Origin of the sequence: Hyphomonas beringensis (assembly GCF_000682755.1) — a bacterium.
GTDB lineage: Bacteria > Pseudomonadota > Alphaproteobacteria > Caulobacterales > Hyphomonadaceae > Hyphomonas > Hyphomonas beringensis.
The window spans coordinates 63,730-77,272 of sequence record NZ_AWFF01000028.1; the positions used below are offsets into that span (position 1 = coordinate 63,730).

The following is a 13,543-nucleotide window of genomic DNA, read 5'->3' on the forward strand; positions in this document are numbered from 1 at the left end:
GATGTTTCGTTCAATGATTGCGGCCGCCACTTTGGGTCTGACGGGGCTTGCCGCCATGGCGGCGCCGCTGACCGAGGCTGAACTTCAGGAAAAAGTGGAGTCTGTTCGCCAGGATGCGGGGCTTGTCGCGCTGGGCGCTGTGGTGGTGGACACGGACGGCGACGTGCTGGGACTTGCGGTTTCAGGTGAACGGCGCAAAGGCAGCGCAGACGCGGTCCAGCCGGACGATGCATGGCATATCGGCTCCAACACCAAGATGCTCACAGCCTTGCTCTATGGCCGTCTGGTGGAGCAGGGGGAGGCCGAATGGGGCGCGACCCTGCCGGAGCTGTTTCCGGACCTGGCGGAGGAGATGGACCCCGCCTGGCAGGATGTGACCATCGAGCAGCTGTTCTCGCATCGCAGCGGTCTGGCAGCCAATCCGGGCGTCACCTGGTTCCTGACCAGCCGGGGTTCCAAAGAGCCTGTGGAGGCGCAGCGAACAGAGCTGGCCCAAAACTATCTCTCCAAAGCGCCTGACGGAAAAGTCGGAGCTTTCCAGTACAGCAATCTGGGCTACATGATCGCCGGGGCCGCGATTGACCGGATCGCCGAGCGTCAGGGCTATGAAAATTATGAGGCCCTGTTTCTCTCAACGCTGGTTCCGGAAGGCGAAGGCTGGGGCTTTGGCCCGCCGCAAGAAGGCATTGAGGGCCATGCCAGAAACCTCTTTGGCAAATGGAAGGCTAAAGGGAAAGGCACGGCAGCGGACAATCCGGCTGCGCTGGGGCCTGCGGGAACCCTGCATGTGCCACTCGTGCCGCATGCTGTTTTCCTCAGCCAGTTCCTGACGCCCGGACCGACGGAAGAAAAGCTGATGACGCCTTATCCGGATGCAGATTCGGATTATGCCTTCGGATGGGGAATGATCCCGCCGGGAAAACTGGGACCGGTTCTGGGCCATAGCGGATCGAACACGATGTGGCTGTCGACCATTCATGTTCTTCCGGAACAGGGGCTGGTCATCATCGTGAACACAAACAGCTTCAGTCAGAAAGCCGCATCCGCCCTGAATGGGTTTTCAGCAGAACTGGCCGCGAGTTACGCCTCAGAAGAGAGTGACTAGCCGAGGAGGCTGTCAACCTCAGTCACATGTCCGTTCGACTCGTTGAACAGCAGGTTTTCGCCATCCGGCCAGGTCTTCAGGCGGGTCTGCATGCGCGGCGAGGCGCGACTGCCCCCGAACAGGGATTCCGGTTCAAAACACAGCCAGGCCACAGGCGCATTGGCGCTGGCACCGGCGCCTGCCTGTTCGATCATCTGCATGATCTGCGCGATGACATCGCGAGGCGGATAGACCAGAAAGACCGAATGATAGATGACGGTCAGCTCTCCTTGCGGACGTTCGCTTAGCATGCGGGCCAGCCAGTCGGCGGCATCCGCCTGGTCCACGTGTACGCCTGTGCGCCGGGCCAGAGCTGCCGCAGCGTCGAGACGGCTCAGCCGTTCTGTCTGGTCCGGCCAGACATAGCTTTTCAGGCGCAGATAGGCGGCCTCATCCGAAACATCTATCGGGTTCAGGTCACATGCGGCACGTGATGCGATGACTGGCGCCGTGTCCAGATGGGCCGGCTCAGGCCCACGCCAATGCGTGCTGATTGTCACGTTGGATGTGCTGACGCGCTGCCAGGTTCCGCCATCATAGGCGTAACGGTCCCAGTTCTGGTTCAGACCCGCACTTGCGCCCAGTTCCAGCAGGTTCATCGGCATGCGGTATTTATCCGCGAGATGCAGAAAACCCGGCAGCAGGGCAATACAGCGCCGGGTTTCATTGGTCTGCGGAGGGCTTTTGATGAAAGACCTGACATGCTCCATATGGGCCGACAGCCAGGCGCTTGCGATGGCCCAGATGTCATCCATGGACCAGTCATATCTTGCGGCGGGGTAGGTGGCGGCAAGATCCGGGGCGTCGCCTGTCAGAACCGCATGATGCAGGGCGCCGGCAATGCGCAGGCCCAGGGCATCCTTGCGGGGACTGCCGCTCCAGTCCTTGCACAGATCATGAGTGGGGCCGCCAGCATCAAAGTCTTCCGCGAATCTTCGCAGCAATGCGGCGGTAAAGGGAGACCCCAGATCCTCGCACCAGCCCGCCTGTTCGACGAAATGATCCGGGATCCGGGTATCTTCCAGCATATCAGCGCCTAGTAGCGCTCAACTGCCATGGCAATGCCTTCGCCGCCGCCTATGCAGAGGCTGGCCATGCCTTTCTTGACGCCGCGATCTTCCATGGCGGCGAGCAGGGTGACGATCAGGCGGGCGCCGGAGGCACCAATCGGGTGGCCCATGGCACAGGCGCCGCCATTCACGTTCAGCTTGTCATGGGAAATGCCCATTTCCTTCATGGCAATCATCGGAACGACCGCGAAGGCCTCATTGATTTCCCAGAGGTCGACATCATCAACACTCCACCCAGCCTTTTCGAGGGCCTTCTTCATGGCCGGCACAGGCGCCGTGGTGAAGTATTCCGGCTCATGTGCGTGGCTGGAGGCAGAAACGATCTTGGCCAGTGGGGTGAGGCCGCGCTTTTTGGCTTCGGATTCACGCATCAGCACAATAGCTGCTGCGCCATCGGAAATCGCGGAGGCGTTGGCCGCCGTGACGGTGCCTTCCTTGCTGAAGGCGGGGCGGAGTGTCGGGATCTTTTCCGGCATCGCCGTGCGGGGCAGTTCGTCTGTATCAACGACCGTCTCGCCCTTGCGGCTCTTGATCGTGACGGGCGCGATTTCGCGCTTGAACTTGCCTTCTTTTGTCGCCTTCTGGGCACGGCTCAGCGTTTCCAGGGCATATGCGTCCTGTTGTTCGCGGGTGAACTGGTATTCCCCGGCAATCATGTCGGCGAATTGGCCCATGGGGCCGCCCTTGTAGACATCGGACAGGCCGTCCAGCGCCATATGGTCCTCTGCGGCCATGGCGCCGTATTTGTGGCCCTTGCGCACATGCATCAGGTGCGGCGCATTGGTCATGGATTCCATGCCGCCTGCGATGACGATGCTGGCTTCCCCGGCGAGGATGGCGTTGCGGCCCATCACGGCCGCCTGCATGCCGGAGCCGCACATCTTGTTGATCGTGGTGGCTTCCAGGCTCTTATCCTGGCCAGCCTTGAAGCCTGCCTGACGGGCAGGGGCCTGTCCCTGGCCGGCCGGAAGGCAGTTGCCCATGATGATCTCATTGGCTTCGCCGACGGACAGTTTGGCTTCGCCGACGGCTTTCTCGATCGCGATGGCGCCGAGTTCGCTGGCAGTCATGCTGGCAAGGTCACCGAGTAGGCCGCCCATGGGGGTACGGCCCATACCGACGATGACGACGGGATCTTGTTCTGACATGGAGTTTCCTTCCGCTGGGGTTTTCTGCAATTGCGAACACAAAGCGCTTCCACCGGGGAGTCGTCAAGACCGTGCTTAGGTCGTAATCGACCTGACGTGCCCCCCTGTGAGGGCACGTTATGGCGCAGGGCAGGGGTGCATCAGCCGCCGAGGGCTGCGTCAATATCAGCCAGCAAGTCCGGATCAGACGGCTTGGTCGCAGAGGGGTAGGCCTTCAGGGGCGTTCCGCCGCCGGAGATCAGCACCTTGTGGAAGTTCCATTTCGGCTGTGCGCCTTCGCCCAGCTTGTCGACCGCGTTGAGATAGAAGGGATGCTCTTCCGCGCCGGTGACGGCATATTTCTTGGTCAGCGGGAAGGTGACGCCGTAATTGATCTGGCAGAAGGTTTTGACTTCAGACTCGGTGCCTGGCTCCTGTCCGCCAAAATCATTGGAGGGCACGCCGACAATGACCAGGCCGTCCTTTTTCTTCGATTCATAGAGTTCCTGCAGGCCCTCATATTGCGGTGTGTATCCGCATTTGGAGGCGGTGTTCACAACAAGGATGGCCTTGGCGCCGAGAGAGGTCAGGTCCAGCGTCTTGCCGTCGATTGAGGTAAATTCGGTGGCGTTCATGGCAGTCTCCTGTTCAGGGGCGGGGGCTGGGCCTTCCGCGCTCGCGGGCAGGGCGGCGATGGCGCCCAGGCAGAGTGGCGCAAGGGTGGCGATCATCAGGGAACGGGGCATGGGTCATCTCCTCCAGCTTTCGATGGAAATTAGGCGGACCGTGCAACTTGTCACGCTCTTTTCTGGCAAGATGCCGGGAATGTGAGGCTGTCGCGGCGGGCAGGGCGCCAGTAAGCATCGTGCCCGCCGGAACGAAGAGGTCTTTATTTCTTCTTGGTTGCCTTCTTGCGAGAGGCCTTGTCAGCCGGTTTTGGCGGCATCACCTCGAACGTCATCTGAAGATTGACGCGATACTTCTCGATCTTGCCATTCTTGATGGTGGTGTACATCTCGTTCACATAGGCGGAGGCGAGGCCTTTTACCGTCGCATCGAACCGGGTGATGGCTGTCTGAATGGCATCCTCGAATGATTTGCTGGATTCGGCGAGGATCTGCTCGGACTTCATGATGGCCATTTGGGTCTCCCTTTCCTTCTGATGGGAGGCCATACAAGCTTGAAATGCGGGAAAAGCCAAGGAAGTTGTCCCTGGGGAAAGTTTCGCCGACCCGATTTGAGGACCGGGAGACTAGCGCCGGGTCAGGGAGAATCCGGCTTCAGAGCCTTCCTGCCATACCACGCGGGCCGTGCCTTCCAGGCCGACAGCGCTGGCATTCAGGGTCACCGTAGCCGGCAGGCGTTCATTGGTGGGGAAGCGCAGACGCACGCCTGTATCAGAGTGATCCAGCACTATGCCGCGGCGCTTGTAGCCGGAATCATAGGTGACATGAGCTTCACGATAGACCATGGCGCGGGCAGGCCGCGGCCGCTCCAAATGTGTGGCAACCATTTGCTCTACGCGCTCGGTCGTGGGCGCTTGAGTCTCTGATTTTCGACTTCCGAAGAGGCGGTCCAGAATTGCCATATTGGTTTAGGGTCCTTTGCTTGGACTATTCTATGCAACCCCCATACCAATCTGCATGCTAGCAAGACATTCTTAACGCGCGATAAAAAAAAGCGGCGCCGTTAAGCGCCGCTTTCTGTAACATAGATTACTATTTCTGGGTGATTACCAGATGCGCACGCGCTCTTCCGGCGGCAGGTACAATGCGTCGCCCGGCTGGACATCAAAGGCCTTGTACCACTCGTCCAGGTTGCGAACGATGCCGTTCACACGATAGTTCGGCGGGGAGTGCGGATCGCTTGCCATCTGGTTACGCGTCGCCTCTTCGCGATACTTGGCGCGCCAGACCTGAGCCCAGGACATGAAGAAGCGCTGGTCGCCGGTCAGCCCGTCAATGATGGGGGCTTCCTCGCCGTTCAGGGACATCTTGTAGGCACGATAGGCGAGGGACAGACCGCCGAGGTCGCCAATGTTCTCGCCAAGTGTCAGGCGGCCGTTCACACAGGTCTCGCCATCATCCAGCGGGCAGTAAGCCGAATATTGCTCGGCCAGCGCATCGCCCAGCTGACGGAAGGCGGCCAGATCTTCTTCGGTCCACCAGTTCTGCAGTACACCGTCACCGGTATACTTGGCGCCCTGGTCATCAAAGCCGTGGCCCATTTCGTGACCGATGACGCCGCCAATGGCGCCATAGTTCACAGCCGGATCAGCCGAGATGTTGAAGAAGGGCGGCTGCAGGATAGCGGCCGGGAAGACGATCTCGTTATAGGCCGGGTTGTAATAGGCGTTGATCGTCTGCGGGGTCATGAACCATTCGGTCTTGTCGACCGGCTTGCCCAGTTTCGAGATATTGTCCTCAAGGGCCCATTTGCCAGCATTGATCTGGTTTTCCAGGGCGTTGTCGCCCACGACGAGCGTGTCATAGGTTTCAAACTTGTCCGGATAGCCGATCTTCGGGTTGAAGGCGTCGAGCTTCTCTTCTGCCTTCACCTTTGTGGCTTCGCTCATCCAGCCAAGGTCTTCCAGGTTCAGCGCCATGGCCTTGCGCAAATTCTTGACCAGTTCGTCCATCTCCGCCTTGTTTTCCGGCGGGAAGTAACGCTCGACAAACACCTTGCCGATGGCTTCACCCAGCACGCCCTGAGTGGCGGACACGGCCCGCTTCCAGCGTTCGCGCTGTTCTGGCTGACCGCGCAGGGCGGTGCCATAGAAGGCGAAGTCGGCATCATCGATTTCCTGCGGCAGAACGCTGCTGTAATTGGACAGGAAGTGCGCGGTCAGATAGGCCTTCCAGGTGTCCAGCGGCGTATCGCTGATGATCTGGAACATGGCAGGGAAGCCGCCGCCAAGCTTTTCAGCCTGCTCAGGCGTGATGCCAGCCATTTCGAGTTCCTCAGGGGTCGGCGGAATTTCTGCGACGAGGAATTCCTTCTGGTCACCGACACCGATCGTGTCGAGGGCACGAACCACCGGGAAGCTGCCGGACATTGCGGCCAGATCATCCTTTGACACCTTGTTGTAGGTGATTTCCGGATTGCGGGAGAGGGCAGGGTCCCAGTCTGCCTTGGCAAGCTCTGTTTCCAGATCGAGCACTTTCTGGGCTTCTGCCGGGGCATCGTCATAGCCGGCTTCGCTCAGCAGGAAGGTCAGCAGTTCCAGATAGTCGGCGCGCAGCTCAACAGATTTGTCGTCCGTCTTGAGATAATAGTCGCGGTTCGGCATGCCGAGGCCGCCCATGCTCATCTGGAAGATGTTCGTGTTCGGATCCATGTCATCAGAGAAGACAAAGCCATTGATCGGGGAGCTGAAGCCCGGCGAACTGAACAGAACGGCCAGATCATCCAGGTTCTTGATGGACTGGATCTTGTCCAGATAGGGCTGGGCTGGGGTCAGGCCTGCAGCGTTGATCGTGTCAGTGGCCATGTAGGCATTATAGTAAGCGCCGATCTTGCCTTCCGGCGTATCAAGCGCGGGCTTTGCAGCAGCCAGATCATCAATGATCTTCAGAACGCGTTGTTCGGACTTTTCCGCCAGCAGGTCAAATGATCCATAACGCGATTTGTCGGCCGGGATTTCAAAGGAATCGAGCCATTTGCCATTGGCCCAGGCGTAGAAATTATCACCCGGCTTCACGGCAGGATTTTGAAGGGTCAGGTCGATGCCCCAAGGGCCCCAATAGTCAGCAGCGGTCAGTTCCAGGCCATCTGCGGTCACATACTTGCCGTCCGCATTTGGCGTCGGACGTGCGGGGGGCGGAGTTTCTGCAGGCGGCGCTTCTACGGTTTCAACTGCTTCTACCGTTTGAACGGTCTCATCGGTTTGCGCTGTCGTGCAGGCAGCCAGTAGCGCCGCAGTTGCGACACCAAGCATGAGTTTCTTCATTAGGTCTCTCCCAGACTTTTAGATGCGCACCAGCCGTCCAGAAGGGGCGGGTAAATACACATCAATTGAAGGTAATTTACTCCGCAGGAGCCGCCGGGCCAAGCCCACCACTGTGGCTGGTGCCGATCAACTCTTCTTCATCAATTGTCACTTCGCCGCTATAGGTCTCTCCGATCTGGCGGAAGGGCTTGCCACCCCAGGTCCAGCGGAAGATGCGGCCAATCTCCACGCCCACAGCATACATGGCCGGAACCATCAGCAGGGACACGAACAGGGCGAAGGCCACTGCCGCGCCGAGCGACACCACCATCGGCTTGAGGAACTGCGCCTGTACGGATTTCTCCGCGATAAGCGGCAGAATGCCGACAAAGGTCGTCACGGAGGTCAGCAGGATCGGGCGGAAACGCGACACGCCGCCATCCACCAGGGCCTGCACTGCGCCCGCGCCTTCATCACGCCTGCGGTTCACATAATCGATCAGGACGAGGTTGTCGTTGATCACGACGCCTGCTGCAGCGGCAATGCCGAAGAAGGAGAACATCGCCATCGGCGTATCGAATAGCCACAGGCCGAACACCGCGCCGCAATAGGCGAAGGGCAGGGCCATCATCAGCAGGACGGGCTGGGCATAGGACCGGAAGGCCACGGCCAGCAGGATATACATCGTGCCGATGGCGATCAGGATAAGGCGGCCGATCTCCGAGAAGAATTTCTGCTCTTCTTCAAAGCCGCCAGCTTCACCGCGTTGTACGTCCGGGAACTGTTTCTGGAAGTCGGGCCAGAAATCCTGCTCCATGGCGCCCATGATCTGGCCGCGTCCGCCTTCGCCCATGACTTCGGCATAGACCGAGACAGAACGGGTGCGGTTGCGCCGGATGATCCGGTTGATGCCGGGGGCATACTCGAAGTTCGCGACCTGATTGATCGGGATCTCGCGCCCGTCTGCCGTGCGCACTCTCAGGGCGCTGAGGCTGTCCAGGTTTTCCCGTGCCGTTTCAGGCAGGCGTACCATGACGCGGACGTCTTCTCCGTCACGGGGCAGGCGCTGGACCTCTTCCCCGAAATAGGCCTGGCGTACCTGTTGGGAGACTTGCGCCAGCGTCACGCCAAGGGTTTCTGCGCCCGGCTTCAGCGAAATGCGGATCTCTTCAGCAGCGGACGACAGATTGTCCCCGATATCATAGGCGTTGTTGTACGTCGCCAGATGTTCCTTCACGACAGCGGCCGCTTCGCGCAGACGCTCCAGATTCGGGTGGTTCAGGGCAAAGCGTACGCCGGATTGTTCGTCATTGAAGGTGAAGTCGAATGTGACTTCTTCTGCATCCTGAATGTCGCCGACATTTGTGCGCATGAATTCGGAGACTTCCTTGGACCGCAATCCGACAGGGCGTTCTTCCGGCGGGATGATGCTGATCCATGAGCGGACACTGGTGCCAGAGGCAACCACGGAGGCAGAGGTGATGAGGTCACCTTTGACATCCGGGAATTCCGTATGGGCTTCTTCCTTGGTTTTCTGAATCCCAGCCTGAAGCTGGTCACGTACCTGAATCAGGCGCTCATAAGGGGTGCCTTCCGGCATGCTGATCTCAACCTGGATCATGTCGGCTTCGATTTCCGGCATGAACTTGAATGGAACAATCCCCATGCTTGATACCTGGGTGGCCAGATAGAACAGGCAGAAGAACAGGGCCAAGGTTGCATAGCGGAAGCGGATCGCCACTTCGAGCGCGGGCTTGTAGAGATTGTTGGCAAACCACAGAAGGCTGTCGGCAATGCTGTGCTGCAGTTTCAGCAGCTTGCCGGACGGGCCGTCAAATTTCTGCTTCTTCATGTGCGACAGGTGACTCGGCAGGATCAGCATGCACTCGATCACCGAGAAGATCAGCGCAGCCACCACCACGAAGGTGATCTGCTGCGTGAACATGCGGGTCGGGCCCGTGATGAACGCCCAGGGCAGGAAGGCGATGATTGTGGTGAGAACCCCGAAGATGACGGGCTTGAGAACCATCTGGGTGCCGATGATAGCCGCATCCAGGCCTTCGCTCCGGCCGCTTTCAATCTCCTTGTGTATGTTCTCTCCCACAACGATCGCGTCGTCCACGATCACGCCGATCACCAGCAGCACGGCGAAGGTCGACAGAATGTTCCACGAGACGCCGAAATAGGGCAGCAGCATGATGCCGCCTGCGAACGCCGTGATGATGCCTGCCGTCACCCACAGCGCCACAGTCGGGCGCAGGAACAGGATCAGCACCAGCATCACCAGCACAGCGCCCTGAAAAGCGGATTGCGTGATCAGGTCCATACGGTCCTGGAAGCTTTCGGAATCGTCCCAAAGCACATCCACTTTCACGGCCTGGGGCAGGATGCCATTGGCCGGATCATTGGCCTTTTTCACGTATTTGTGGAAGCTGTCGGTATAATCCAGAATGTGCATCGTGTCCGGCGACGGGATCATGACGAACACGGTTGGCTCGCCATCGAAGGTCGCTTTGAACTTGTCCGTGACGAAGCCATCATCGATCGATGCGACATCATCCACGCGGATCGTGCCGTCTTCAGTCGTCTGGCGAATAATGATGTTGCCAAACTGACCGGCTGTGTCAGCCAGTTGGCGGGCGGTAATTGCTACATCGCCGGAAGAGGATTCGATGCGTCCGCCGGAAGAGTTCAGAGAGGATTGACGAATGGCATTGGCCACATCGGTGAAGCTGATCCCGAAGCGTCGAAGAGCCTCTTCGGAAACCTCGATATTCACCTGCTCATCAAGTACGCCATTCAACTCGGCCAGTTCGCCGCCGCGGATATTGGCAATGTCATCGCGTACCTTGTCGCCAAGGCGTTTCAGTGTGCGTTCATCGACATTGCCATGAATTGCCAGGCCCATGAACGAGTTGCGTTGTTCCCAGCGCGTAACCTGTGGCTGGAACGCCGCCTGGGGCATGTTGTTGATCTGGTCGACACGCAGTTTCACATCGTCCAGGAACTTGTCCATGTCGACATCGTCACGGCCCTTGATGTTGACCACACCAAAGCCTTCATTGGCGATGGAGGTGATCCGGTCCAGGCCGTTGATGTCTGCGACGGCTTCCTCGATCCGTGTGACGATCTGTTCCTCGACATCCTGTGGCGAGGCGCCGTTCCAGGCAACAGAAACAGATGCCCCGCTCACATTCACGACCGGGAACATCTCCTGTTCCATCTTGGTGTAGCCAAAGACGCCGCCCACAAAGGCAACGATCATCAGCAGGTTGGCTGCAACCGCGTTACGCGCGAACCAGGCAACGATGCCGCTCATTGGGCCACTCCATTGTCACTGTCACCAGCCTGAGCCAGTTCGGCGGTCTCATCTGCTTTTGATGTGTCTTCGGAGGATGTGCGTTCATAGACCTTGATAGAGCCATCTTCCATACGCTGCATCACGGTGATGTTCATGCCATCGAAAGGTGCCTGGATGGGGCTCACAATAGCCAGTTCGCCTGGTTCCACACCGGAGGAGACATAGGCACCATCCGGGTCGGAATAGATCAGATCGATCTGGCGGATCGACAGCTTTCCCTCATCCGGCAGGCCGATGAAGATGCGGTCATCACCGCGCAGGGACGCGCGGGGCGCGATCAGCACATCCTTGATCGTCTCGCCCTTGATGGCAGCCGTTACGAACAGGCCGGGGGCCATCGGCGCATCGCCATCGGCGCCGGCGCCATACGGGTCTTTCAGTTCCGCGATCACATTGATCTGGCGGGTCTGCGAGTTGACGGCGGCCGCCGTGCGGACAACCTGGCCATGCCATTCCCGCGGCACACCGCCAACCACGGCGCGGAAGGTAACGTCCGGTCCCGGATTTTCCTTGGTGGCGACAAAGGCGAGCGGCAGGCCCAGACGGCCCATTTCCGTGTCGTTCAGGGGCATGGCCACCTCAACCACATCATTGGCAAAGATATTGCCCAGGGACTGGCCAGTGGCCACGACCTGGCCGATATCCACATTGCGTTCGCGGACGCGGCCATCAAAAGGTGCGTAGACGGCTGTCCGGCCCAGGGCCAGTTCAGCATCCTTCAGCTGAGCGCGCGCGGCTTCCAATGCAGCGCGCGCTTCCGCCAGCTGCGGCTCCCGCCGGGCAAGAGGGGAGGCATCTTCAATGCCCAAATCCAGAATATCCTGACGGGCCAGTTCGGCTTCTGCTTCTTCGCGGGCAAGGGCCTGTTGAGCCGACGCCACGGTAGATTGTGCACGGACGACGGCGAGTTCATAATCGGCCGCTTCAACCCGTACCAGAAGCTGGCCTTTCTTGATGAAGCCCCCATCAATGAAATCCGGAGAAACATATGAGATGCGGCCAGATGTCTGCGGGGCGACGATGATCTCCCGGCGCGGCTTCACTTCGCCCTGCGCCTCGACAACAAGCTCCAGATCACCCTGGCGCACAGGCTCTGCAAACACATTCAGCCCGGCAGTGGCTTCAGCGGCCTTCTCGGGTTCCGGTTTCAAGGCTGACAGTGCGACGAACCCGACACCACCAACAATGGCAATGATGCCGATCGGCAATATGACTGAAAGAACGCGTCCCATTTATTTATCTCCTGTCGCTATTCTGCGACGTCTTATTGCGAGGCTTGGCTAACATTGGCAGCGGCGCTCACGGGCAAGCCGCCACCAAGGGCGAGGTGGTAGGAAATGCGGTTGGTCGCGCGATTGGCGCGTGCCGAAACGAGGTTGCTTTCCGCTGTCAGGCGGCGTGTCTGGGCATCAATCAGGTTGAAGATTGTGATCGTGCCGCTTGTGTACTGACGTTCTGCCAACTCTTCTGCGAGCCGGGCTTCTTCCAGGGAACGCATCTGCGCGTCTTCCTGATCTGCGAGCAGGGTGTCAGCGGCAAGCGCGTCTTCCACTTCTCCCCAGGCAGACAGGGCTGCGCTGGCATAATTGGCGATGGCGGCTTCTGCCTGGGCGATGGCGGCGTCGCGCTGCGCACTGAGGCGGCCGCCGGTAAACAGCGGTTGCACCAGGCTGGCGACCAGGCGGGCGGCGATACGTTCTGGGTCGATTGCGTCTGCGAAATCGGCCTGGCTGGTGGAGACAGAGCCGGTCAGGCGCAGGCTCGGCAGCATGGCCAGGCGTGCCTGTTCTGCTCTCAGGCCGGCAGCGACCAGTCTTGCCTCTGCGCCGGCAATATCCGGGCGGCGGGCCAGCAGAAGCATCGGATTGCCTTCCGGCTGCATCACGTCCAGCACCGGCAATTCTGCGGGGGCCTCAATTTCCGTTGCCGGATAACGGCCCAGCAGGATTTCAAGACGGCGGGCGGCTTCTCCGGAAAGCTGGCGGCGCAGGGCGATATTGGCTTCGGCCCCTGCCAGCGCGCTGCGGGCCGTGCGCACGTCCAGCGCTTGGGCGAGACCGCGCTGGAAGCGTCGCTCTGTCAGGATGCGCACACGGTCGCGTGCTTCATAGGTCTGAAGGGCGACATTTTCCTGCGCGAGGGCGGCGTTCAGATTGATCCAGGCAATCGCGGTCTGCGCAGCAACCGACAGTTCGGCAGCGGCGAGATCAGCTTCGCTTGCAGCAAGATCGGCTTCGGAGGCGGCAACGCCGCGGCCCAGCCGGTTCCACAAATCTGCTTCCCAGCTGGCATCTACGCCGAGGCCGTAAACGCTGTCGGTTCTGCGGTCGATGCCGCTGGCCGTCTCGAAGCCATTGGAGGTGCCACCCGCAGAGACAGAAGCATCCACATTGGGCAGGCGCTGGGAGCGCGCTGTGCGTGTGGCGGCCTTGGCGGCGCGCACGAGGGCTGCGCGCGATTCCAGCGTCGGGCTGTTGGCAAGCGCTTCCTGTACCAGATTGACCATGATCGGATCATTGAACTGTGTCAGCCAGCTGCCCGTTGGCGCCGTTCCGGCCACGCCACGCGCGGCCCATTCAGCAGGAGCTTCCGGCGCAACGGCAAAGATTTCCCCCCGGTCGCCATCGATTCCGGGCAGGTTTGCCTGTGATGAGGCGCACGCAGCAAGAAATGCCGTGCTGAAAATAAGAATTGATCGTGTCATGCCGTTGGCAACGCTCCCACTTAGTCTTTTTTCCGTTACGCGTCCGCTAGTCGACTGTCAACGAGAAATTATCGTTATTCAATAATCATTTTATGATTAAGAGACAGTAACTTATGTGCCGCATATGCATAACGGCACTTGGTAGTTTTATCGTTACACAATAGCCGCTACAGATAAGGATGTCTGTGGGCAGTCTGTTAACGGGAGTT

General features: G+C 59.6%; 10 protein-coding genes. 1 reads left to right on the top strand and 9 read right to left on the bottom strand.

Translation table 11 applies throughout. From position 1 onward, the window contains the following. Position 1: 1 nt before the first annotated feature. Complete coding sequence (locus tag HY29_RS05165; protein WP_034793526.1) at positions 2-1,105, top strand: serine hydrolase domain-containing protein; 1,104 nt, start codon at positions 2-4, stop codon at positions 1,103-1,105. Here the strand turns inward: HY29_RS05165 and HY29_RS05170 are convergent. From HY29_RS05170 to HY29_RS05210, 9 genes are all read right to left on the bottom strand, one after another. Beyond that, positions 1,102-2,172 carry a DUF2332 domain-containing protein gene (locus HY29_RS05170; protein ID WP_051601146.1) on the bottom strand — a complete coding sequence of 357 codons (1,071 nt, stop codon included), beginning with the start codon at positions 2,170-2,172 and terminating at the stop codon, positions 1,102-1,104. The two genes, HY29_RS05165 and HY29_RS05170, sit on opposite strands and share 4 nt — an antisense overlap. 8 nt (positions 2,173-2,180) lie before the next feature. Continuing rightward, entirely contained in the window at positions 2,181-3,362 is a 1,182-nt protein-coding gene (locus HY29_RS05175) for a thiolase family protein (protein WP_034793529.1), read from the bottom strand. Between the two features lie 140 nt (positions 3,363-3,502). Further along, positions 3,503-4,087 (bottom strand): glutathione peroxidase, encoded by a 585-nt coding sequence (locus tag HY29_RS05180; protein ID WP_206741929.1) that lies wholly within the window; start codon positions 4,085-4,087, stop codon positions 3,503-3,505. Between the two features lie 143 nt (positions 4,088-4,230). Beyond that, positions 4,231-4,482 carry a dodecin family protein gene (locus tag HY29_RS05185; protein ID WP_051601160.1) on the bottom strand — a complete coding sequence of 84 codons (252 nt, stop codon included), beginning with the start codon at positions 4,480-4,482 and terminating at the stop codon, positions 4,231-4,233. A gap of 111 nt (positions 4,483-4,593) precedes the next feature. Then, a complete protein-coding gene (locus tag HY29_RS05190; RefSeq protein WP_034793533.1) occupies positions 4,594-4,929 on the bottom strand; it encodes a PilZ domain-containing protein in 336 nt (111 codons plus the stop codon). A 144-nt stretch (positions 4,930-5,073) separates the two neighbouring features. Further along, positions 5,074-7,290, bottom strand: a complete 2,217-nt coding sequence (locus tag HY29_RS05195) for a M13 family metallopeptidase (RefSeq protein ID WP_034793536.1) — start codon at positions 7,288-7,290, stop codon at positions 5,074-5,076. Between the two features lie 76 nt (positions 7,291-7,366). Continuing rightward, a complete protein-coding gene (locus HY29_RS05200) occupies positions 7,367-10,588 on the bottom strand; it encodes an efflux RND transporter permease subunit (RefSeq protein WP_034793538.1) in 3,222 nt (1,073 codons plus the stop codon). Further along, positions 10,585-11,862, bottom strand: a complete 1,278-nt coding sequence (locus tag HY29_RS05205) for an efflux RND transporter periplasmic adaptor subunit (RefSeq protein WP_034793540.1) — start codon at positions 11,860-11,862, stop codon at positions 10,585-10,587. Before HY29_RS05205 ends, HY29_RS05200 begins: the two co-directional genes overlap by 4 nt. Positions 11,863-11,894: 32 nt before the next feature. Next, complete coding sequence (locus HY29_RS05210; RefSeq protein WP_051601147.1) at positions 11,895-13,334, bottom strand: efflux transporter outer membrane subunit; 1,440 nt, start codon at positions 13,332-13,334, stop codon at positions 11,895-11,897. Positions 13,335-13,543 lie beyond the last annotated feature (209 nt).

Excerpts from the sequence above, each read along its gene's own strand:
- HY29_RS05165 (WP_034793526.1), top strand. The coding sequence starts at position 2 with ATGTTTCGTTCAATGATTGCGGCCGCCACTTTGGGTCTGACGGGGCTT.
- HY29_RS05170 (WP_051601146.1), bottom strand. The coding sequence starts at position 2,172 with ATGCTGGAAGATACCCGGATCCCGGATCATTTCGTCGAACAGGCGGGC.
- HY29_RS05175 (WP_034793529.1), bottom strand. The coding sequence starts at position 3,362 with ATGTCAGAACAAGATCCCGTCGTCATCGTCGGTATGGGCCGTACCCCC.
- HY29_RS05180 (WP_206741929.1), bottom strand. The coding sequence starts at position 4,087 with ATGCCCCGTTCCCTGATGATCGCCACCCTTGCGCCACTCTGCCTGGGC.
- HY29_RS05185 (WP_051601160.1), bottom strand. The coding sequence starts at position 4,482 with ATGGCCATCATGAAGTCCGAGCAGATCCTCGCCGAATCCAGCAAATCA.
- HY29_RS05190 (WP_034793533.1), bottom strand. The coding sequence starts at position 4,929 with ATGGCAATTCTGGACCGCCTCTTCGGAAGTCGAAAATCAGAGACTCAA.
- HY29_RS05195 (WP_034793536.1), bottom strand. The coding sequence starts at position 7,290 with ATGAAGAAACTCATGCTTGGTGTCGCAACTGCGGCGCTACTGGCTGCC.
- HY29_RS05200 (WP_034793538.1), bottom strand. The coding sequence starts at position 10,588 with ATGAGCGGCATCGTTGCCTGGTTCGCGCGTAACGCGGTTGCAGCCAAC.
- HY29_RS05205 (WP_034793540.1), bottom strand. The coding sequence starts at position 11,862 with ATGGGACGCGTTCTTTCAGTCATATTGCCGATCGGCATCATTGCCATT.
- HY29_RS05210 (WP_051601147.1), bottom strand. The coding sequence starts at position 13,334 with ATGACACGATCAATTCTTATTTTCAGCACGGCATTTCTTGCTGCGTGC.